This window comes from Orrella sp. JC864 (assembly GCF_037026685.1).
GTDB lineage: Bacteria > Pseudomonadota > Gammaproteobacteria > Burkholderiales > Burkholderiaceae_B > Orrella.
This window is the reverse complement of the sequence record NZ_JBANET010000002.1, coordinates 1-19867: the sequence shown is the minus strand read 5'-3', so window position 1 is coordinate 19867 and position 19867 is coordinate 1. Positions and strand designations below refer to the sequence as shown.

The 19867-nt window shown below is 69.0% G+C and carries 18 protein-coding genes and 4 tRNA genes; 9 read left to right on the top strand and 13 right to left on the bottom strand.

The features are described from left to right. Positions 1–2: 2 nt before the first annotated feature. Together V8Z80_RS01815 and argG are read left to right on the top strand one after the other, a co-directional pair. Positions 3–974: a Bug family tripartite tricarboxylate transporter substrate binding protein gene (locus V8Z80_RS01815; RefSeq protein WP_336060847.1), complete on the top strand. Its 972-nt coding sequence runs from the start codon at positions 3–5 to the stop codon at positions 972–974. A gap of 148 nt (positions 975–1122) precedes the next feature. After that, positions 1123–2460: an argininosuccinate synthase gene (gene argG, locus V8Z80_RS01810; protein ID WP_336060846.1), complete on the top strand. Its 1338-nt coding sequence runs from the start codon at positions 1123–1125 to the stop codon at positions 2458–2460. 27 nt (positions 2461–2487) lie between these two features. Here argG and V8Z80_RS01805 read toward each other — a convergent pair whose 3' ends face one another. The 8 genes from V8Z80_RS01805 to V8Z80_RS01770 all read right to left on the bottom strand — a co-directional run bounded on the left by V8Z80_RS01805 (position 2488) and on the right by V8Z80_RS01770 (position 8631). Beyond that, the gene (locus V8Z80_RS01805; RefSeq protein ID WP_336060845.1) at positions 2488–3915 is read right to left on the bottom strand and encodes an MBL fold metallo-hydrolase; all 1428 of its coding nucleotides are present in this window, start codon (positions 3913–3915) and stop codon (positions 2488–2490) included. A gap of 4 nt (positions 3916–3919) precedes the next feature. Next, positions 3920–4942 carry a sensor histidine kinase gene (locus tag V8Z80_RS01800; protein ID WP_336060998.1) on the bottom strand — a complete coding sequence of 341 codons (1023 nt, stop codon included), beginning with the start codon at positions 4940–4942 and terminating at the stop codon, positions 3920–3922. 151 nt (positions 4943–5093) lie between these two features. Then, on the bottom strand, positions 5094–5768 hold the full coding sequence (locus V8Z80_RS01795; protein ID WP_155196936.1) for a response regulator transcription factor: 675 nt from the start codon (positions 5766–5768) through the stop codon (positions 5094–5096). Positions 5769–5820: 52 nt separating this feature from the next. Then, positions 5821–6321 (bottom strand): ExbD/TolR family protein, encoded by a 501-nt coding sequence (locus V8Z80_RS01790; RefSeq protein ID WP_155196935.1) that lies wholly within the window; start codon positions 6319–6321, stop codon positions 5821–5823. Continuing rightward, on the bottom strand, positions 6321–7304 hold the full coding sequence (locus V8Z80_RS01785) for a MotA/TolQ/ExbB proton channel family protein (RefSeq protein WP_336060844.1): 984 nt from the start codon (positions 7302–7304) through the stop codon (positions 6321–6323). Before V8Z80_RS01785 ends, V8Z80_RS01790 begins: the two co-directional genes overlap by 1 nt. A 1-nt stretch (position 7305) precedes the next feature. After that, positions 7306–8187 carry an energy transducer TonB gene (locus V8Z80_RS01780; RefSeq protein ID WP_336060843.1) on the bottom strand — a complete coding sequence of 294 codons (882 nt, stop codon included), beginning with the start codon at positions 8185–8187 and terminating at the stop codon, positions 7306–7308. Positions 8188–8413: 226 nt separating this feature from the next. After that, positions 8414–8498: transfer RNA gene (locus V8Z80_RS01775), tRNA-Leu, on the bottom strand. Between the two features lie 48 nt (positions 8499–8546). Then, positions 8547–8631 (bottom strand) — tRNA-Leu (locus V8Z80_RS01770). Between the two features lie 399 nt (positions 8632–9030). Here V8Z80_RS01770 and rnr point away from each other — a divergent pair. The 6 genes from rnr to V8Z80_RS01740 all read left to right on the top strand — a co-directional run bounded on the left by rnr (position 9031) and on the right by V8Z80_RS01740 (position 15911). Next, positions 9031–11499 (top strand): ribonuclease R, encoded by a 2469-nt coding sequence (rnr, locus tag V8Z80_RS01765; RefSeq protein WP_336060842.1) that lies wholly within the window; start codon positions 9031–9033, stop codon positions 11497–11499. Between the two features lie 111 nt (positions 11500–11610). Then, positions 11611–12348, top strand: coding sequence for a 23S rRNA (guanosine(2251)-2'-O)-methyltransferase RlmB (gene rlmB / locus V8Z80_RS01760; RefSeq protein WP_155195783.1), 738 nt, complete (start codon positions 11611–11613; stop codon positions 12346–12348). Between the two features lie 17 nt (positions 12349–12365). Then, complete coding sequence (locus tag V8Z80_RS01755; RefSeq protein ID WP_155195782.1) at positions 12366–13625, top strand: cystathionine gamma-synthase family protein; 1260 nt, start codon at positions 12366–12368, stop codon at positions 13623–13625. A 312-nt stretch (positions 13626–13937) separates the two neighbouring features. Continuing rightward, positions 13938–14210: an HU family DNA-binding protein gene (locus V8Z80_RS01750; RefSeq protein WP_155195781.1), complete on the top strand. Its 273-nt coding sequence runs from the start codon at positions 13938–13940 to the stop codon at positions 14208–14210. A 191-nt stretch (positions 14211–14401) separates the two neighbouring features. After that, positions 14402–14477 (top strand) — tRNA-Val (locus V8Z80_RS01745). Between the two features lie 276 nt (positions 14478–14753). Then, on the top strand, positions 14754–15911 hold the full coding sequence (locus V8Z80_RS01740; protein WP_336060841.1) for an alpha-hydroxy acid oxidase: 1158 nt from the start codon (positions 14754–14756) through the stop codon (positions 15909–15911). Here V8Z80_RS01740 and V8Z80_RS01735 read toward each other — a convergent pair. The 5 genes from V8Z80_RS01735 to V8Z80_RS01715 form a co-directional block, all read right to left on the bottom strand. Beyond that, positions 15908–16354 (bottom strand): GNAT family N-acetyltransferase, encoded by a 447-nt coding sequence (locus V8Z80_RS01735; protein ID WP_155195780.1) that lies wholly within the window; start codon positions 16352–16354, stop codon positions 15908–15910. The two genes, V8Z80_RS01740 and V8Z80_RS01735, sit on opposite strands and share 4 nt — an antisense overlap. Before the next feature lie 60 nt (positions 16355–16414). Further along, positions 16415–17839 (bottom strand): phospholipase D-like domain-containing protein, encoded by a 1425-nt coding sequence (locus V8Z80_RS01730; protein ID WP_336060840.1) that lies wholly within the window; start codon positions 17837–17839, stop codon positions 16415–16417. Beyond that, entirely contained in the window at positions 17836–18288 is a 453-nt protein-coding gene (locus V8Z80_RS01725; protein WP_155195778.1) for a BON domain-containing protein, read from the bottom strand. The genes V8Z80_RS01730 and V8Z80_RS01725 overlap by 4 nt, the downstream gene beginning before the upstream one ends. Before the next feature lie 74 nt (positions 18289–18362). Further along, positions 18363–18974: a hypothetical protein gene (locus V8Z80_RS01720; protein ID WP_155195776.1), complete on the bottom strand. Its 612-nt coding sequence runs from the start codon at positions 18972–18974 to the stop codon at positions 18363–18365. A gap of 38 nt (positions 18975–19012) precedes the next feature. After that, the gene (locus V8Z80_RS01715; RefSeq protein WP_155195774.1) at positions 19013–19351 is read right to left on the bottom strand and encodes a DUF883 family protein; all 339 of its coding nucleotides are present in this window, start codon (positions 19349–19351) and stop codon (positions 19013–19015) included. Between the two features lie 370 nt (positions 19352–19721). Here V8Z80_RS01715 and V8Z80_RS01710 point away from each other — a divergent pair. Then, positions 19722–19798: transfer RNA gene (locus V8Z80_RS01710), tRNA-Met, on the top strand. Positions 19799–19867 lie beyond the last annotated feature (69 nt).

The following is a 19867-nucleotide window of genomic DNA, read 5'->3' as shown; positions in this document are numbered from 1 at the left end:
CCATGAAACGCTCATTGAAGCGGTACCTCGCCGCGCCGGCCCTGCTGCTGGCGCTCGTGGCCGGCCATGCCGGCGCCCAGGACTATCCGGACCGGCGGCTGAGCATCGTCGTGCCGTTCTCGCCCGGCGGCAGCACGGACATCGTGGCCCGGCTGCTTGCCAACGCCCTGACCGGCGAACTGGGCCAGCCGGTGATCGTGGAGAACAAGGCCGGCGCCAGCGGCAATATCGCCGGCGACTACGTGGCGCGCTCCAAGCCCGACGGCTACACGCTGTTCATGGGCACCAGCACCTCGATCGCCAACATCGCGCTGTTCAGCAAGCTGCCCTTCGATATCGAGAAGGACTTCGTGCCAGTCTCGCAGATCGTGCACACGCCCCTGGTGCTGATCACCAACCTCGATTTCCCGGCGGCCACGGTGCGCGAGCTGATCGACTACGCCCGGGCCAACCCCGGCCGGGTGAACTACGGCTCGGGCGGCGCCGGCACCTCCCAGCACCTGGCCGGCGTGATGTTCGAGCACCTGGCCCAGGTCAAGATGACGCATGTGCCCTACAAGGGCGCGGCCCCCGCGGTCACCGACCTGATGGGCGGCAGCATCCAGGTGATGTTCGCCCCGCTGATCGACGCGCTCAGCTTCATCCGCGCCGGCAAGGTCAAGGCGCTGGGCCTGACCACGACGCGGCGCGCCCCGCAGGTGCCGGATGTGGCGCCCATCGCCGATCTGCTGCCCGGCTTCGAGGTGGCTACCTGGAACGGCGTCTTCGCCCCTGCCGACACGCCGCCCGAGCGCATCGGCATCCTCTCGCAGGCCATCGTCAAGGCCGTGGCCCTGCCCGAGACGCGCCGGCAGATCGAGGAACAGGGCTCGGCGGCCGTGGGCAGCACGCCGGCGCAGTTCCGGGCCTTCCTGGATGACGAGGTGGTGCTGTGGCGGCGGCTGGTGGAGATGTCGGGGGCACGCGCCGATTGAGGAACACGGCGGCCGGTCTGGCGCGCCGGCGCTCAAAGCCTGCCCAAAGACGCTAGAATAGAAGGTTGGACCACGCGCCCGCGTCCTGGGTCCGGGCTTGCCCGGCAGCCGGCCGCGGCGCATTTTTTTCTTGCGCCAGGCATCGCTCATGACCACCATTCTTCCCCATCTTCCTTCCGGCCAGAAGGTCGGCATCGCTTTTTCCGGCGGCCTGGATACCAGCGCCGCGCTGCTGTGGATGCGCAACAAGGGGGCGATCCCCTATGCCTACACGGCCAACCTGGGCCAGCCCGACGAGCCGGACTACGAAGCGATCCCCCGACGCGCCAAGGAATACGGGGCGGAAAAAGCCCGCCTGATCGATTGCCGCAAGCAGCTGGTGGCCGAAGGCATCGCCGCGCTGCAAAGCGGCGCCTTCCACGTTTCCACCGCCGGCATCACCTACTTCAACACCACGCCCATCGGCCGCGCGGTCACCGGCACCATGCTGGTGGCGGCCATGAAGGAAGACGACGTCAACATCTGGGGCGACGGCAGCACCTTCAAGGGCAACGACATCGAGCGCTTCTACCGCTACGGCCTGCTGACCAACCCCGAGCTCAAGATCTACAAGCCCTGGCTGGACCAGGCCTTCATCGACGAGCTGGGCGGCCGGGCCGAGATGTCCGAATACATGCGCGCGGCCGGCTTCGACTACAAGATGTCGGCCGAGAAAGCCTACTCCACCGACTCGAACATGCTGGGCGCCACGCACGAGGCCAAGGACCTGGAGCACCTGAACACGGGCATCAAGATCGTGCAGCCCATCATGGGCGTGGCGTTCTGGCGCGAAGACGTGGTGGTCAAGCCCGAAACCGTCAGCGTGCGCTTCGAGCAAGGCCGCCCGGTGGCCCTGAACGGCGTGGAATACGCCGATCCGGTCGAGCTGATGCTCGAGGCCAACCGCATCGGCGGTCGCCACGGCCTGGGCATGAGCGACCAGATCGAGAACCGCATCATCGAAGCCAAGAGCCGCGGCATCTACGAAGCCCCCGGGCTGGCGCTGCTGTTCATCGCCTACGAGCGCCTGGTGACCGGCATCCACAACGAGGACACCATCGAGCAGTACCGCGAAAACGGCCGCAAGCTGGGCCGCCTGCTCTACCAGGGCCGCTGGTTCGATCCGCAGGCCATCATGCTGCGCGAGACGGCCCAGCGCTGGGTGGCGCGCGCGGTCACCGGCGAGGTCGCCATCGAGCTGCGCCGCGGCAACGATTATTCGCTGCTGGACACCAGCTCGCCCAACCTCACCTACAAGCCCGAGCGCCTGACCATGGAAAAGGGCGAGTCCACCTTCTCGCCCCAGGACCGCATCGGCCAGCTGACCATGCGCAACCTGGACATCGCCGACACCCGCGAAAAGCTGGTCACCTACGTGCAGACCGGCCTGCTGGCGGCCGGCAGCGGCACCGCCCTGCCGCAGCTCAAGGACGGCTCGGACAAGTAAGCCCGCAACCGGGGATCGGCGGACGCTTCAGTCCCCGGCCCCGGCATCGCGCGTGGCGGCGGCATTGCGCCGCACCGAGCGCAGCTTGTCCCACAGCAGGGCAAGCGCCTGGCGCTGGCCCAGGATGGCCGGCCCGACGTAAACGCCCATGGCGTTCAGGCTGCCCAGCGCCATGCACTTGGCGAAACGGGCAAAGCCCTGCGGGTGCGCGGCCTCGAAGCAGCCGTTGACCACCAGCGTATCCAGCCCGAAGTCGTGCCGCAGCACGTAGGCCAGCGAGGCCGAATGCATGGCCACGTCGGCCTGCGCATCGGGCACCTGCTCCATGCCGTGCCGCGCCAGCACGTCCACCTTCACCGTCAGGCCCAGGTCCGTCAGCCGCACGCGGGCCGGCGCGAACGGGCGTTGCGGCAGCACCCGTCGCGCCAGCCGCATCAGCACGGACCCGTTGCGCCGCAGCATGCGTTCCCGGTATTGGCGCAAGGCCTGCGCCAGGGCGGGCACGTCCCAGCTTTCGCCGTAGCGCGCCAGCGGCAGCGCGGCGATAGCCGCGTAGCGGTCGCGCCAGAACCGCAGGCTCTCGGGCCGCTGGCACAGCCGCGCCGCATCCTGCGTCTCGCCCGGCTGCATGAACACCACCGGCGCGCCGGCGTCCTGCAGCGCCTGCAAGACCGCGTCTGGCGTGTTGACGGCATCGTTCATATAGGCGTTGTCCTGGTTGGAGAAACGCACGAAGCTGGCAAAGGCCAGGCAGGCGGCGGGCCGCAAATGGGAGATCTGGCGGCGCAGGGCATCGAGCTTGGCCCGGGCAGCGCGTTCGCGCCAGGCCTTGTCGGCGCGCCCGCCCTTCCACGCCGCGTAGCTGAACTGCGCCAGCAGCAGGTCGCAGCGGCCGTGGCGCGCGACGAACCGCGCCAGCTTGGCGTGCGAACCGATCGGGCAATCGTTCAGGTTAAAGATGCGCAAGCCGTCGATCTGCGCCAGCAAGGCCGAGTCGTAGAGATCGCTTTTGGCCACGCTGACGGAAAAACGCGCGCCCAGCCGATACTGCCGCCCGGGCCGCATTTCGGTCACTTGGAACCCTCGGCTGCGCAGGTAGGCGGCCACGCGCCCATCGCGCGTGCGCTGGAACAGGATGCGCACGCCCGCCTCGCGCAGCAGCTCGCCATAGCGCACAAAGAACGGCGGCGAAAAATGGTCCGGGTGCTCGTGGCTGATCCAGATGTAATGCGTGCGCGCCAGCACTTCGCGCACCTGGGCATCGCCGTTTTCGGCCAGCAGCGACCAGCCGCGATGGAAGGCCTCGCCGAAATACCAGGGATCGGTCAGCACGCCCACCTGTCCGTCCGAGAGCAGGACCGAGGCGTGGTTGACGAAGGTCAGGCTGGCCCGGCATGCGGGCGCTGGCCGATGCGCGCCGGCATCCGGCGCGGCCGGGGACTGTGCGCCGGGCATGGCCTCAGCCTCCCCGCTCCCGCGTCAGCTGCGCGCCGATGCGCGGCCCGGGAAACACCACCGTCACCCGCGTGCCGGCGAAGTCCGGGCGGCTGGCCAGCTTCCACCATGCGCCGTGCGCGTGCGCGATCTCGCGCACGATGGCCAGGCCCAGGCCCGAGCCGCCGGCGGTCGCGCCCGGCGCGCGGTAGAACGCCTCGAACACCCGCTGCTGCTCCTGCTCGTCGATGCCCGCGCCGTTGTCCTCGACGCTGAGCGAGGGCGGGTTGGCGCCGACCTGCAGGCCGATGCGGGTGGCGCCCGTGCCATAACGCAAGGCGTTGTCGATGAGGTTGCCCAGCAGCTCGCCCAGCAGCAGCACGTCGGCATCGATGAGCACAGCCTCGTCCGGGGCGTTCAGCTCCAGTTCGATGCCGGCCGCGCGGGTCCGGGCCAGCCATTCTGCGCCGGCCAGCCTGACCCATTCGCACAGGTCGATGCGCTCGAAGCTGTCTTGCGGCCGCACGCCGGGATCGGCGCGCGCCAGCACCAGCAGCTGCTGGCCCAGGCGGATCATCCGGTCGGTGACGGACTTGATGCGCTCGGCGCGGATGCGCACGTCCTCGGGCAAGGGGCGGGCCAGCATCAGCTCGGATTCGAGCTTCAGGCCGCTGAGCGGGGTGCGCAGCTGGTGCGCGGCATGGCCGACGAAACGGCGTTGCGCGGCCATCGAGGCTTCCAGGCGCGACAGCAGCTCGTTGGTGCGCGCGACCAGCGGGGTCATCTCGGTGGGCAGGCCGGCGGCCTCCAGCGGCTGCAGGTCGTCGGCCGACCGCTGGCGGATGGCCTCGGACAGGTGGTTGACGCCGCGCAGGCCCGAGCGCACGCCCGAGACCACCACCCATGCGAACAGCGCCAGCAGCAGCACCTGCCCCAGCACCATCATCCAGAAGATGTCCTCGAGCATCCAGCTCGCGATATCGAGCTTGTGGGTGATGACCCAGGTCGCGCCCAGGTCCAGCACCACCAGCAGCAGGATGGCCGGCAGCAGCCGCACCACCAGATGGCGGGCCAGCGAGCCGGGCGGCAGCCAGGGGATGCGGCCGCGCGGCGCCGCTTCCTGGGCCGTGCCCTCGGCGGCCCCGGACGAACGATAGGATCGTGTCGGCATGCGGCCTCCTTGCGGCGCGCGCACCGGCTCAGGCCGCCGATTCGACGTCGAGCAGGTAGCCGAAGCCGCGTACCGTCTGGATGCCCGCGCCGGTGCCTTCCAGGCGCTTGCGCAGGCGGTAGACGTAGACTTCGACCGCATTCTCGCTGAAATCGGCGTCCCAGGCCGACAGCGAATTGACGATCTGGCGCTTGGTGACCACGCGGCCGGCGCGCGCCATCAGCATCTCGAGCACGGAGAGCTCGCGCACGGACAAGGCCAGGCGCTCGCCGTTGACGCGCACTTCGCGCCCGACCGTATCGAAGGTGAGCGGGCCGATCTCGAGCAGGGGCTGGACCTGGCCGGCGCGCCGCCGCGCCAGGGCCCGCACGCGGGCGGCCAGCTCGGGCAGGTCGAAGGGCTTGGTGACGTAGTCGTCGGCGCCCGCATCCAGGCCGGCGACGCGGTCTTCCAGGCCGTCGCGCGCGGTCAGGATCAGCACGGGCAGGCTGTTGCCGTCGGCGCGCAGCCGGCGCAGGATCTCCAGGCCGCCCATGCCAGGCAGGTTCAGGTCGAGCACCAGCAGGTCGTAGGGCTGGCCCGACAGCGCGCCCAGGGCGGGCTCGCCCTCGGTCAGCCAGTCGACCGCATAGCCCTGGTCGCTGAGGAATTCCTGCAGCGCATGGCCCAGGGTGGTGTCGTCTTCGATTACCAGTACTCGCATCGACGGGATTCTAGCGCGATCGCCCCGGCTCGCCCAGCATGGCGGCGCCGGCTCAGGGCGTGGCCGGCGTGCGCAGCGGCGCGCCGGCCGGGCTTTGCGGCGCCGGCGCGCCCGCTGCCGCCGCGCCGGCCTGGCTGGGCGCGGGCTGGGTAATGAAGCCGATGCGCGCCATGCCCGCGCGGCGGGCCGCCCCCATGACCTGTGCCAGCACTTCGTAGCGCGTGTTCAGGTCGGCACGGATGCGCAGCTCGGGCTGCGGCTTGTTGCCCGCCACGCCGGCAAAGCGGGCCGGCAGCCCTTCGATGGCGACCGGCTGCTCGTCCCAGAACAGCTGGCCGTTGGCGTCGATGGCCAGGTCGATGGTGACCGGCTTCTCGTCGACCTGCTCGGCGCTGGCCTGCGGCAGGTTGATGCGGATCGAGTGCGCCATCAGGGGCGCGGTGATCATGAAGATCACCAGAAGCACCAGCATCACGTCGATAAGCGGCACCATGTTGATCTCGGACATGGCGCCCCCGCCGCTCGACTTGCTGTCGAAGCTGCCGAAAGCCATCACTCGCTCCCTTTGAAGTCGGCCTGGGCCCGGCGCAGCGCGCGGACCTTGCCGTCGGGAATGACCACCTGCTGGCCGGTGGACAGGAAGGCGAACAGGTCATGCGCGAAGGCGTCCAGGCGCGCCAGCAGCACGCGGTTGCTGCGCACGAAGGTGTTGTAGGCCAGCACGGCCGGGATGGCCACGGCCAGGCCCAGGCCGGTCATGATCAGGGCCTCGCCCACCGGCCCGGCGATGCGGTTGATGGTCATGCCATCGGACATGCCGATGCCCACCAGGGCATGATAGACGCCCCACACCGTGCCGAACAGGCCCACGAAGGGCGCGGTCGAGCCCACCGAGGCCAGCACCGTCAGGCCGTTCTCCAGCTTGGCGGTCTCCTCGTCGATCACCTTGCGCATGGTGCGGGTGACGAATTCGCCGTTCGAGCCGATCTCCTCCAGGCGCGTGGCGCCGTACTTGGCGTGGTGCGTGCGCGCGTGCACGGCGTGGCTGGTCAGGTGCGAGAACGGGTCGTTGGCGCCGTGGGTGCGGATCTCGTTCTCGACGCTCTCGAGCGAAGTGGCGTTCCAGAAGGTGGCCAGGAACTTCTCCGAGCGGCGGCGCACGCGCATGTTGGTGATGGCCTTGACCACGATGAGGTACCAGGTCACCAGCGACATGAGGATCAGCACGACGAACAGGGCCTTGCCGACGAAATCGCTCTGGGCGATGAAGTGCATGAAACCCATGGCCTGGGCCGCGCCGGCGTCGCCGGTCGGACCCAGCATGGCGGGCCCTGCCCCGCCCAGGGCGTCGGCGGCCTGCGTGGCGGCGCCTGCGGCCTGCTGCGCCGCGTTGGCCGCAGGCGCGGCCGATTCGGCCGCGGCCTGCGGCGCAGCCGGGTCGGCGGGACCGCCGGCGGCCGGCGCGCCCGCCGGGGACGCGGCCTGCGCCAGCGTCGCCTGCAACAGCTGGAAGGCATCGAGCACGATATTGGACATCTCAGTTCCTCATGACGAAATCGAAGGGGAGATCGGCCATCGCCGGATAAGGCACCCCGTTCTCGGTATACGGTTTGAAGCGGGTCTTGCGCGCGGCCTCGAGCGCGGACTGGTCCAGGCGCTCGTAGCCCGAGGAGCGCTGTATGGTGGCGCGGTCGACCCCGCCCTGGGTGTTGATCAGCACCCGCACCACCACCCGCCCTTCTTCCCGGCGCAGCTGCGAGGCGCGCGAATACACGGGCAGCGGGCGGTTGCCGGCAAAATCGACCTGCCCGATCAGGCGCGGCTGGTCCGGCGGCGGGCCTTGCTGCGGCCCCTGCGGCTTGCCCGTACCCTGCGGCGTGCCGCTGGGCGGCGTGGGCGCCGGGGCAGGCGCGGGCGGCTGGGGCGCGGGCTTGGGTTGCGGCTTGGGCTCGGGCCTGGGCTTGGGTTCAGGCTTGGGCTTGGGTTCAGGCTTGGGTTCAGGCTTGGGCTTGGGCTTGGGTTTCGGCTTGGGCTCGGGCTTGGGCGCCTCGGGCTCGGGGGGAGGCACGATCTCCGGTTCCGGCTCGGGTTCGACCACCGGCTCGGGCTCGGGTTCGGGTTCGACCACCGGCTCGGGTTCGGGCTCCGGCTCGGGCGCGACCACCGGTTCGGGCTCCGGCTCGGGCTCGGCTTGCGACGGCGGCTCGGGCAAGGGTTCGCCCTCGGCTTGCTGGGGTTCGGGCCCGATCTCGACGAACCGGACCATCACCGCTTCGGGTTCTTCCATCTCCGGGGGTTCGGGAGCCATGAACAGGGCACCCACCACCGCGGCGTGCAAGGCAACGACTGCGATACCCGCGCCGATGCGCAGCGCGGTAGAAGACTGCGTCGTCGCCCAGGCGTTAGGGGAATGAGGCATGCAAGCTGAAGATCAAAGCGGCTGCGGCAAGACGCCTTGCCGAAGGCCTATGTATCGAGCCAGCCATAGTAATTTAAATACGAATTATTCGCAAACAAGTTACTGCGCTTCCCGGGGAGGACTTGGCGAATGCGCGGGCGAAAAAAAAACGGCCTGCCTGCGCAGACCGTTTTTTGCTCTTGCCGCCGGGCCCTGGCCCTTGCGTGGGCCAAAGCCGGATATCTGGTGGTGCCCAGGAGAGGACTCGAACCTCCACACCTTGCGGCACATGGACCTGAACCATGCGCGTCTACCAATTCCGCCACCTGGGCACTGCATGCAGCACGCTGCATTCCCGGGGACCGGCCAGCCTTAGAACTTGGTGCCCAGGAGAGGACTCGAACCTCCACACCTTGCGGCACATGGACCTGAACCATGCGCGTCTACCAATTCCGCCACCTGGGCTCTAAAGCTTGGGTCCCGGCTTGGATCCCGCCAGGCTAGCCTGAACCGGACCGTCTACCAGCCGGCCCGAAGGCCGGTTCGAAAGCCGCCGCAACGTCGCCTGATGGAACAGGCCGCCTCTGACATGTAAAGAACAGCAGTACCTTGTATAGTAAGCACTGCGCTTGAACATGTCAGGCCTCGTGCCAGCCAAAGCAAAAGGCCAGACATGAGACCGAGACAGACACCGGCAAAACCGCCGCCAAAAACCGCAACCCGCAACAAGAACCAGGCAAAAACCTGCCCCGCGTCGCGTTCGGTGGCATCAATTCGGTAGCGTCAGTCCGGTGTGTAACGTCGCGCTTTAACTTCTCGCGCTAAACTTCCGAAGCTGCGCATTATATAAGAGAACTTTCAATTTTGGCAAATCGATCGAACAAAGAAGTCAACAAGAATAGATCCGCCCCGGTGGCGTCGGACCCGCCGCCCGATTTTGATCCGGACGTCCCGAGCCGGGAAACCCTGCTGGCCGCGTTGCGCGAGGCAGCAGCGCCGCTGGAGCCGGCCGAGCTGGCCGCCCGGCTCAACCTGACCCGCCCCGAGACGCTCAAGGGCTTCGAACGCCGGCTGGCGGCCATGGAGCGCGACGGGCAGCTGCTGCCCAACCGCAAGGGCGTGCTGCTGCTGGCCACCAAGCTCGATTTCGTCGCCGGCAAGGTCCAGGGACATCGCGACGGCTTCGGCTTTCTGATCCGCGACGACGGCGGCCCGGACATCTTCCTGTCGCCGCGCGAAATGCAGAAAGTGCTGCACGGCGACCGCGTGCTGGTCAAGCCCACCGGCGAATACCGCGGCAAGCCCGACGGCGTGATCGTCGAGGTCATCGAGCGACGCACCAACAAGCTGGTGGGCCGCTTCCTGAACGAGCGCGGGCTCTCGATCGTGGTGCCCGAAGACCAGCGCATCAAGCACGACATCCTGATCCCCCCCAGCGAAACGGGCCAGGCGCAGCATGGCCAGGTCGTGGCCGTCGAGATCATCGAGCAGCCCAGCCGGCACACCCAGCCGCTGGGCCGCGTGGCCGAGGTGCTGGGCGAGATCGACGATCCCGGCATGGAGATCGAGATCGCCGTGCGCAAGTTCGACGTGCCGGTGGAGTTCTCCGACGCCGCCTTCAAGCAGGCCGACCGGCTTCCCGACAGCGTGCGCCGCGGCGACCTGAAGGGCAGGATCGACCTGCGCGATATCCCCTTCATCACGATAGACGGCGAGGACGCGCGCGACTTCGACGATGCGGTCTATTGCGAGGCCGTCAACCTGGGCACCGGCGCGCGCAAACGCCCCGGCTGGCGGCTGCTGGTGGCCATCGCCGACGTCAGCCACTACGTGCGGCCGGGCGACGCGCTGGACGCCGATGCGCTCGAGCGCGGCACCAGCGTGTACTTCCCGCGGCGCGTGATCCCCATGCTGCCCGAGAAGCTCTCGAACGGCCTGTGCTCGCTCAACCCCGAGGTCGACCGGCTGGTGCTGGTATGCGACATGGTGATCCCGGCCTCGGGCGCCAAGGCCGGTATCGTGACGGCCTACCAGTTCTACAACGCCGTGATCCATTCGCACGCGCGCACCACCTATACCCAGGTCTGGGAAGCCCTGCAGCAGCCCGAGGGCCCGGCCGCCCGCGCGATGGCCGGCGTGCTGCCGCACGTGCAGGATCTCTATACGCTGTACCAGCTGCTGGCGCAGGCGCGCCGTACCCGCGGGGCCATCGACTTCGATACGGTCGAGACCAAGATCGTGTGCAACGAACTGGGCCGCATCGAGCAGATCGCGCCCTATGTGCGCAACGACGCGCACAAGCTCATCGAGGAGTGCATGCTGGCGGCCAATACCTGCGCGGCCGATTTCATGGCGCGCAGCAAGCATCCCGGCCTGTACCGCATCCACGAGGGCCCCAGCGCCGAGCGCCTGCAGGCCTTGCGCGAGTTCCTGAAGACCTCGGGCCTGAGCCTGGGCGGCGGCGACGATCCCAGCGCCAAGGACTACCTGCAGCTGCTGGAGTCGGCACGCTCGCGCCCGGACTATGCCCTGCTGCAGACCATGTGCCTGCGCTCGATGCAGCAGGCCATGTACAGCCCCGACAACGTGGGCCACTTCGGCCTGGCCTACGAGGCCTATACACATTTCACCTCGCCCATCCGGCGCTATCCCGACCTGCTGACGCACCGCGTCATCAAGTCGCTGCTCGAAGGCAGGCGCTACGTGCCGCAGCTCGAACAGCACGTGGTGGCGGTGGGCAGCACCGCCCGCGAACAGGAGCACGCGATCTGGGAAAAGCTCGGCCTGGTGCTGTCCTCCAACGAGCGGCGCGCCGACGAGGCCTCGCGCGACGTCGAGGCCTGGCTCAAGTGCTGGTTCGTCAAGGAACGCGTGGGCGAGAGCTTCAGCGGCCGCGTCTCGGGCGTGGCCAGCTTCGGCATCTTCGTGACGCTGGAGACCCTGCACGTCGAGGGCCTGGTCCACGTCTCCGAGCTGGGCGGCGAGTACTTCCAGTTCAACGAGGCCCTGCACGAGCTGCGCGGCGAGCGCACGGGCATGCGCTATCGGCTGACCGACTCCGTGCAGGTGCAGGTCTCGCGCGTGGACCTGGAAGCGCGCCGGATCGAGTTCCGCCTGGTCAAGGGCACTAGCTACGAGTCCTTGCGCCGCGCCGCGGCGCGGCCCGAGGATGCGCCGCCGCGCCGCGCCAAGAAGGCCGCCGCGCCCAAGCCCGCGGCCCTGCGCGGCACCACCGCCAAGGAGCGGCGCGCGCAAGCCAAGAAAAGCGCGCAGCAGGCCGCCCGCCCGGCCGGCGCGGCGGGCAAGAAGGCGGCCCGCAAGCGCCGTTCCTGAAGGCGGGCGCGGCGCGGCCGGCCGGCGCGGGCAGTATGATCCGCGCATGGCCGGGCCGCGCGCCCCGCGATGCGGCCCGGCCCTTCCGCTACACGCCTAGAGGTTTTCCATATGTCGGCATCCCAGGTACTTGCCGGATTCCATGCCGTGCTGGCGCGCCTGCGCCACGCGCCTGATTCGGTCAAGGACATCTACTACGACGGCCAGCGCCGCGACAAGCGCATGCTGGCGCTGCTCGAGCAGGCCCAGCGCGCAGGCCGCCCGGTCCATGCGGTCGATGCGCAGCGCCTTGACGGCCTGGCGCGCGGCACCCGCCACCAGGGCGTGGTGGCGCTGGCGCAGGCGCGCAGCCTGGCCGTGGACATCGACGAAGTGCTGGAGACGGCCGGCGGCCCCGCCCTGCTCCTGGTGCTGGATGGCGTGACCGATCCCCACAACCTGGGCGCCTGCCTGCGCACCGCCGATGCGGCCGGCGTGCACGCGGTCATTGCGCCGCGCGACCGCGCGGTAGGGCTGAACAGCACGGTGGCGCGCGTGGCCTGCGGCGCGGCCGACACCGTGCCCTACCTGATGGTGACCAACCTGGCCCGCACGCTGCGCGCCTTGAAAGAACGCGGCGTCTGGCTGGTGGGCACCGACGACCAGGCCGAGCGCACCATCCACGACGTCGACGCCACCGTGCCCACCGCCTGGGTGATGGGCGCCGAAGGCGAAGGCATGCGCCGCCTGACGCGCGAAACCTGCGATACGCTGGTGCAGATTCCCATGCTGGGCGCGGTCGAGAGCCTGAACGTCAGCGTCGCCAGCGCCGTGTGCCTGTACGAAACCGTGCGGCAGCGCCGCGCGTAGATCGCCTGGAACGACAAATGAAGAAGAACGGATTCACCACCACCATCCTGCATTCGGACCGCCGCCTGGACGTCGAGCATGGCGCCGTGCACAAGCCCATGCACCCGTCCTCGGAATACGCCTACGCGCAATCGCGCGAGCTGGCGGCCGTATTCCAGGGCAAGGCCGGCTTTACCTATGCGCGGCAGGGCACGCCGACCACGGCCGCGCTGGAGGCCAAGGTCACGGCCATGGAAGACGGCGTGGCCACCGTCAGCTTCGCCACCGGCATGGCCGCGCTGGCTGCCATCTTCACCACCTTGCTGCGGCGCGGCGACCACCTGCTTTGCAGCCAGCACATCTTCGGCAACACCAACAGCCTGCTGGGCACGCTCCAGGAACTGGGCGTGGAAGTGACGCTGGTGGACGCGACCGACGCGCGCAACGTGGCCGCGGCCGTGCAAGGCAACACGCGCATGGTGTTCACCGAGACCATCGCCAACCCCGGCACCCAGGTGGCCGACCTCATGGGCATCGGCCAGCTGTGCCGCCAGTCGGGGCTGGTCTACGTGATCGACAACACCCTGACCTCGCCCTGGCTGTTCAAGGGCCGCGACGCCGGCGCGGCCCTGGTGATGAACTCGCTGTCCAAGTACATAGGCGGCCACGGCCATGCGCTGGGCGGCACGGTCACCGATACGGGACTGTTCGACTGGCAGGGCCATCCCAATATCTTCGAGGCCTATCGCAAGGGCCCGTCCACGTCCTGGGGCCTGACGCAGATCAAGAAAAAGGGCTTGCGAGACATGGGCGGCACGCTGGCCGCCGAGCCGGCGCACCGCATCGCCGTGGGCGCCGAAACGCTGGCGCTGCGCATGGACCGGGCCTGCGCCAACGCGCTGGCGCTGGCGCGCCACCTGCAAGGCCATCCCGGCATCGCCCGCGTGCACTACCCCGGGCTGCCCGGACATGCGCAGCACGAGCGCGCCGGCCAGCTGTTTCGCGGCCGCTACGGCGCGCTCATGGGCATCGAACTGGCCGAAGGCATCGATTGCTTCGATTTCCTGGACCGGCTCTCGGTCGTGGTGCTGGCCACGCACCTGGGCGACACCCGCACGCTGGCGCTGCCGGCCGCGCACACCATCTACCACGAGATGGGTCCGGCGCGGCGCGCACAGATGGGCATCGCCGACAGCCTGATCCGGGTGTCGGTCGGCATCGAGGACGAGGCCGATCTCATCGCCGATTTCGATGCCGCGCTGCAAGCGTGCCCGCCGGCTTCCAAGGCAGGGTCATAAGCGGCAGCGCAAGCGCTCATATCCGCCTCGATGCAGGACGTCGCGAAAAAGCACAACACCCCGCAAAGCCAGCAATCATGCGGGTCATGGTGTGCTTTTTGCTTGACAGCCGCTTGGGGGCGAGGCCTAATACGCAACTGCGCCGCCCGACGGTTTCTTGCGCGGTAAGCCTGCTGTCGGCGCAGCTTGTTTCGGTGTTTTGCTTGGCAGCGAACAACGCGGCCCGACTCCGCCTGTTCCCCCTCATCGGACGACGGAAGGGGCCGGCAACGCTAAACGACAAACCTTCCTTACCTTGAGGGGTAATCCTTTATGAACAAAACCGAACTCATCGACCACATTGCCAGCAAGTCGGATATCTCGAAGGCTGCTGCCGGTCGTGCCCTGGACGCGCTGATCGGCGCGGTCAAGACTACGCTCAAAAAGGGCGGCACCGTCACGCTGGTCGGCTTCGGCACCTTCGCCGTGTCGGCGCGCGCCGCTCGCACCGGCCGCAATCCGCGCACCGGCGAGACCATCAAGATCAAGAAGGCCAAGGTGCCCAAGTTCCGCCCGGGCAAGGCCCTGAAAGACGCCGTCAACTAAATCGACGGCCAGCGCCGCTGGCTCGATGCCATGCGGTTTGCCTGAAGCTGCGCGGTCCGGTAGAATCCTGGCCGCGCAGTTGCCATTTATGGCAGGCGCTTTTCTTTTTCCCGGCGCGCCGCACGCTTGCGGCATGCAACGCCAAGGCCTTGGATGCAAAGCCTTGGACCTGCGCCGGGACGGTCGCGCAGGGGTGCTTAGCTCAGTTGGTAGAGCGGCGCCCTTACAAGGCGTAGGTCACAGGTTCGACCCCTGTAGCACCCACCACCCTGCCGGCACGCAAGCTACAGCACTCCCTTGGACTTGAGCGTGGCATCGACCCAGGCACGGCGTAGGCCTTACCCGCGCTTTCTCGAATAGCCGGGCCAGCCGCTTGCGTGCGGCGGCTGCGCCATTGGCGGCGGCGCGCGACAAAAATCGAACGAGGCAGTGTCGATAAATTCGCTTTATTTCAAGTTCCCCTCCCCCTATAGTGCTGCCCATCGCCCCGTGCCGCCAAGCGCCCGCCGCGCGGCGCATGCATAGCCTGAAGGACCCCTTGCCGTGCCCAAATCCCTGCGCTCCATACTCTGCCTGCACGACTTCGAAGCGGCCGCGCGGCGCATCCTGCCCCGGCCCATCTATGCCTACGTCTCGGGCGCCGTCGAGGACGGCCTGTCCGAACGGCTGAACCGCCAGGCGTTCGCGCAGTACGGCTTCGTGCCCAACACGCTGGTGGACGTCTCGGGCCGCAGCACCGCCATCACGCTGTTCGGGCAATCCTACGCGGCGCCGGTGGGCATCGCGCCCATGGGCATCACCGCGCTGTCGAGCTACCGCGGCGACCTGGTGCTGGCCCGCGCCGCGGCGGCGGCCGGCGTGCCGTGCATCATGAGCGGCTCGTCGCTGATCCGCCTCGAGGAAGTCATGCAGGCCGCCCCGCAAACGTGGTTCCAGGCCTACCTGCCCGGCCAGCAGGAGCAGATCGATGCCCTGATCGCGCGCGTCCAGGCCGCCGGCGTGGAAACCCTGGTGCTGACCGTGGACACGCCGGTGGCGGCCAACCGGGAGAACAATGTGCGCGCGGGATTTTCCACACCGCTGCGCCCCAGCGCCAGCCTGGCCTGGCAGGGCCTGACGCACCCGCGCTGGCTGTTCGGCACCTTCCTGCGCACGCTGCTGCGCCACGGCATGCCGCACTTCGAGAACAACTACGCGCAGCGCGGCGCACCCATCCTGTCGGCCAACGTGCTGCGCGATTTCTCGGACCGCGGCCACCTGAACTGGGAACACGTCGCGGCCATCCGCAGGCGCTGGCGCGGCCCGATGGTGATCAAGGGCATCCTCAGCCCGCGCGATGCCGCGCTGGCCAAGCAGCGCGGCATGGACGGCATCATCGTCTCGAACCACGGAGGACGCCAGCTCGACGGCAGCATCGCATCGCTGGCCGCCCTGCCCGACATCGCCCAGGCCGCGCATGGCCTGGAGATCATGCTCGATAGCGGCGTGCGGCGCGGCACGGACGTGCTCAAGGCGCTGGCGCTGGGCGCGCGCTGCGCCTTCATCGGCAGGCCGTTCAACTATGCGGCCGCCGTCGGCGGACAAGCCGGCGTGGCGCACGCGCTGCGCCTGATCATCGACGAGGTGCACCGGGACATGGGCCTGCTGGGCGTGGGCACGGTGCAAGACATCGACGCGCAGCTGCTGCGGCGCACCGGCTAGTCCGGGTCCAGGGCCAGCGCCATTTCGCGGTGGGCGATGCCCGCCTCCATGAACTGCGGGCCTTGCGCGACGAACCCATGCCGCGCATAGAAATCCAGCGCCTGCAATTGCGCGTTGAGCGCCAGGCGCCGGTAGCCCAGCGCGCGGGCCCGCTCCACCAGCGCCTGCAGGATGGCGCTGCCCACGCCCAGGCCGCGCGCATGGGCATGCACCGCCATGCGGCCGATATGGCCATCGGGCAACAGGCGGCCGGTGCCCAATGCCTGGCCGTCCTGGCCATAGGCCACGGCATGCACGGACACCGCGTCCATGTCGTCCATTTCGAGCGCCGGCGGCACCGCCTGCTCGCGCACGAACACCTGTACGCGCACCGCGCTGGCGTCCTCGCGCAGCTTGCCTTCCCAGGCGCCCAGGATCACGTTCACCGTTGCCGGCTGCCGCATGCCTTCCTCCTCGTATCGAACAAGGGGAAAGTGTATCGCCGCGGCGAACGCCGCACGCCGTCAAAGCCAGCGTTCGAACAGGCGCGAGAAACCCTCCATGAAACGCTGGCCCAGGCCGCGCGCTTGCCACTGCTCGAGCGTCACCGGTTCGGCGGCCTGCACGTCCTGACGGAACACCGCCTCCATCTGCGCGCCGAAGTCGGCGCCCAGGATCACGGCATTGATCTCGTGGTTCAAGGCAAAGCTGCGCCAATCCAGGTTGCTCGATCCCACCGTGGACCACACGCCATCGACCACCAGCGTCTTGGCATGCAGCAGGGCATCGCGCCTTTCGTGGATTTTCACGCCCGCCCGCAGCAAACCGGCGTAGTGCGAGCGGCCGGCATGCAGCACCAGCGCGGAATCGGTAAAGCCCGGCAACACCAGCACCACGTCCACGCCGCGCCGGGCGGCATCCTCGAGCGCCTGCACGAAGGCCGGATCCGGTGCGAAATAGGCCATCGTCACATGGATGGAGCGCTGCGCGCTCTGGATGGCGGACATGAGCGTAAGGTAGACCGAATAGCCGTCCTGCTCGCCGGGCTGGTTGGCCAGGATGCGCACATGCAGCGGCCCCTGTTCGCCGGGCGGTGCCAGGCGCTGGCGCACCGCCAGCGGCGGGCCGCCCTGCTCCAGCCAGCCGTCCATGAAGACTTCGTCGATACGCGCCACCGCCGGTCCGCGGATCTCGATGTGGGTATCGCGCCAGGGCGCCTGGTCGCTGGAGGGCGTGCGGCCATGCAGGCTGCCCGAGCCGCCCGAGCCGCCCGCGCTGCCCGAGCCGGCCGATCCGCCGGCCAGGGCCGATGAGGCGTAGACCCCGCTGACGTTGATGCCCCCCAGGAATCCCACCTCGCCATCGGCCACCAGGATCTTGCGGTGGCTGCGCTCGTTGGGCGACCAGCCCGCCCGGGCGCGCAAGGGGTTCACGGGATTGAAGACGACCACCGGGATGCCGGCCTGGCGCATGCGCTCGAACAGGCGCTGCCCCACCGTCAGCGTGCCCACCGCATCGACCATCACCGCCACGTCCACGCCCTGGCGCGCACGCTCGATCAGCAGGTCGGCGAACAGCTGCCCGACCTCGTCGTCGTCGAAGATGTAGGTTTCCAGCCGTATGTAGTGGCGCGCCCGGGCGATGGCCTGCTGCATGGCGCGATAGGTGGCGGGCCCGTCGGTCAGCAGGCGCACCTGGTTGCCGGGGGTCAGCGGCTGCTTGCTGACGGCCTGCTCGACCTGCAGGTGATAGCGCAGGAAATCCTGCCCGTGCGCCGGGCCGGCCCGCGCCACGATGTCGCGGCTCTCGCGGTAGCCCTGGCTGCCGTATTGTTGCGCCGCGCGCACCTGGGCACGCTGTTCGGAGAGTTCGCGGGGGCTGGGCACGGTGGCGCAGCAGGCCAGGACCAGGCAGGCAACGGCTGCCCCGGCCCAACGGCCGGCGGTCATGTCCCGGCCACCACGATCCGGTTGTCGATGCCGGTCAGGCCGGCACAGCAGCCCACGGCCGCTTCGATGTCCTGCCGCGTGCTTTCCTTCCGGACTTGCCCGCGCAGCGTGGCCACGCCGTTGCGCACGTCCACGGACAGGTCGTGCGCGTCCAGGTAGGGACCGTTTTCGGCCAATTGCGCCCGGACATCCTCGATCAGCCTGGCATCCCCGGCCTTGGGGGCATCATCGCTTTTTTTTTTGTACTCGGCCAGGGGATGCTGCTCGAACTTGGCTTCGTCGTAGCTGCCCTGGTAGCCGCCCTGTTCGCCGCGCTGGTAGCCGCCGTGCTGCAGGTCCTGCACATCGCCCGTTTCCTCGAACTCCTGGGGGAAGGAGCCCGGGCCTTCGGTTTCCTTGCGTTGCGCGTCGCGGTCTTTTTCGGCGGGGGTTTTCTTCAAGGTGCTCATGGTGCTCTCCTGCTGCAGGCGCGCCGCACACGGCAGGCCGCGCCCCGGGGTTTTGCTGCTGCCTGCGCGGCGGCTCAATGGCGCACCGGCGCGCCGGCCTGGGCCGGCGCATCGCCGGGGCTGACCGGCCGCGGAGGCGCGATGGGATCGAAGTCGGCCCAGCGGCCTTCGCGCCAGCGCCCCTGGGCGCGCTCGACGTCCTTGCCGCCGCACTGGCGCAGCATCTCGGCCACTTCGGTCTGCTGCCCCGCCTCGATATGCACGGCCAGCAGCACGCCGGACGGGCGCACCGGCGGCGAAGCGGACTGGCCGGCGTTATCGGCGAACGCCCGCTTGGCCCTGCCGGCCAGCGACAAGGCGCCGGCCAGCGCGCCCAGGTAGGCGCCCACCGCGCCGGCCGCCACCACCAGCCAGCCGGTGTAGCCGACCGCGATCATCACGCCGGCGGCCAGCGCCGCCCCCACGGCGCCGGCCAGGCCGGCGCCGCGCCAGGCGCCCTTTTGCGCGCCGCGCGCGTCCGGATCGGCGGCACGGTCCCCGCCTACCGGATAGCGCGCATGAGCGCCGGGCGGATTGACGAAAAAGATGTTCAACGCCTCTTGCGGCCAGCCCTTCTCGAAAAAGCGGCCCGCCGCCGCCTCGGCGGCATCGAAAGTATCGAAACGTGCTGCCACGATCAAAGACATGTCCGACTCCTTGTCATCGTCCCTGGCCGGCCGGCGGCTCAGCGCCGGCTCAGGCAGGCGCAGGCGGCCAGGCAGCCGATCACCACGCCGGCCACGGCCACCACGCCCAGCGACGTCCAGGCATGCTCGTGCACATAGGCATCGGCCACGCGGGCGGCCCGGCCGGTGCGCTCGCGCGCCACGTCCTCCCATTCGCGCGCGGCGCTGCGCGCGCTGGCCAGCTGGCGCTTGAGCGTCTTGCGGGCGCTGTCCATTTCCTCGCCGCCGTAATCGGCGGTCGAGCGCAGCAAGCGTTCGGCGCGCTCCACCAGTTCCTGGAAGCTTTCCTGGGCCTGGTCCCGGCCCTGGTCCCACTTGCTCTTGCTTCGGCTGAACATACCTATCCTCCTGGTTGACCGTGCCCGCGGCCAAGCTCGGCCAATAGGGCCGGCTCCCAGCCGGGGCGTGGAAACGACGGGATTCATTGTGCCTACGCCGGGCCCCGGCAGGCTTTGCTTTGGCTACCAGCCGTAAGTGCCTGTATCGCCGCCGACCTGCGCGGCAGGCATCGCCGCCCGGCCAAGCAATTTTGTTGCAAGCTGACGACACTGCGCCCGGCCCGGGCCAGCGGGGCGGACCGGCGCGCGCACTCGCCGCAGCCGGCCGAACGCAGGCGGGTTTTGAACCGGCGCCGGGATTTATGGTATGATTTTTTTCTTTGCTGCTGGGGCAACTTGAGCTTAGCGTCTTTTGCTTGCCCTGCCGCATGGCGCATTAGCTCAGCCGGTTAGAGCGACGGAATCATAATCCGCAGGTCCCCTGTTCGAATCAGGGATGCGCCACCAAGAATTTTTCCTGCCGAATCAAGACGCAGGACAAAACGCCACCCGCCGAGGTGGCGTTTTTTTTGCCGC

Bases quoted from the DNA above. Each gene is read 5' to 3' on its own strand.
- V8Z80_RS01785 (WP_336060844.1), bottom strand. From the start codon at position 7,304: ATGTCCAATATCGTGCTCGATGCCTTCCAGCTGTTGCAGGCGACGCTG.
- V8Z80_RS01725 (WP_155195778.1), bottom strand. From the start codon at position 18,288: ATGAGCACCTTGAAGAAAACCCCCGCCGAAAAAGACCGCGACGCGCAA.
- argG (WP_336060846.1), top strand. From the start codon at position 1,123: ATGACCACCATTCTTCCCCATCTTCCTTCCGGCCAGAAGGTCGGCATC.
- V8Z80_RS01780 (WP_336060843.1), bottom strand. From the start codon at position 8,187: ATGCCTCATTCCCCTAACGCCTGGGCGACGACGCAGTCTTCTACCGCG.
- rlmB (WP_155195783.1), top strand. From the start codon at position 11,611: ATGTCGGCATCCCAGGTACTTGCCGGATTCCATGCCGTGCTGGCGCGC.
- V8Z80_RS01805 (WP_336060845.1), bottom strand. From the start codon at position 3,915: ATGCCCGGCGCACAGTCCCCGGCCGCGCCGGATGCCGGCGCGCATCGG.
- V8Z80_RS01790 (WP_155196935.1), bottom strand. From the start codon at position 6,321: ATGGCTTTCGGCAGCTTCGACAGCAAGTCGAGCGGCGGGGGCGCCATG.
- V8Z80_RS01755 (WP_155195782.1), top strand. From the start codon at position 12,366: ATGAAGAAGAACGGATTCACCACCACCATCCTGCATTCGGACCGCCGC.
- V8Z80_RS01730 (WP_336060840.1), bottom strand. From the start codon at position 17,839: ATGACCGCCGGCCGTTGGGCCGGGGCAGCCGTTGCCTGCCTGGTCCTG.
- V8Z80_RS01750 (WP_155195781.1), top strand. From the start codon at position 13,938: ATGAACAAAACCGAACTCATCGACCACATTGCCAGCAAGTCGGATATC.
- V8Z80_RS01720 (WP_155195776.1), bottom strand. From the start codon at position 18,974: ATGTCTTTGATCGTGGCAGCACGTTTCGATACTTTCGATGCCGCCGAG.
- V8Z80_RS01735 (WP_155195780.1), bottom strand. From the start codon at position 16,354: ATGCGGCAGCCGGCAACGGTGAACGTGATCCTGGGCGCCTGGGAAGGC.
- V8Z80_RS01815 (WP_336060847.1), top strand. From the start codon at position 3: ATGAAACGCTCATTGAAGCGGTACCTCGCCGCGCCGGCCCTGCTGCTG.
- V8Z80_RS01715 (WP_155195774.1), bottom strand. From the start codon at position 19,351: ATGTTCAGCCGAAGCAAGAGCAAGTGGGACCAGGGCCGGGACCAGGCC.
- V8Z80_RS01795 (WP_155196936.1), bottom strand. From the start codon at position 5,768: ATGCGAGTACTGGTAATCGAAGACGACACCACCCTGGGCCATGCGCTG.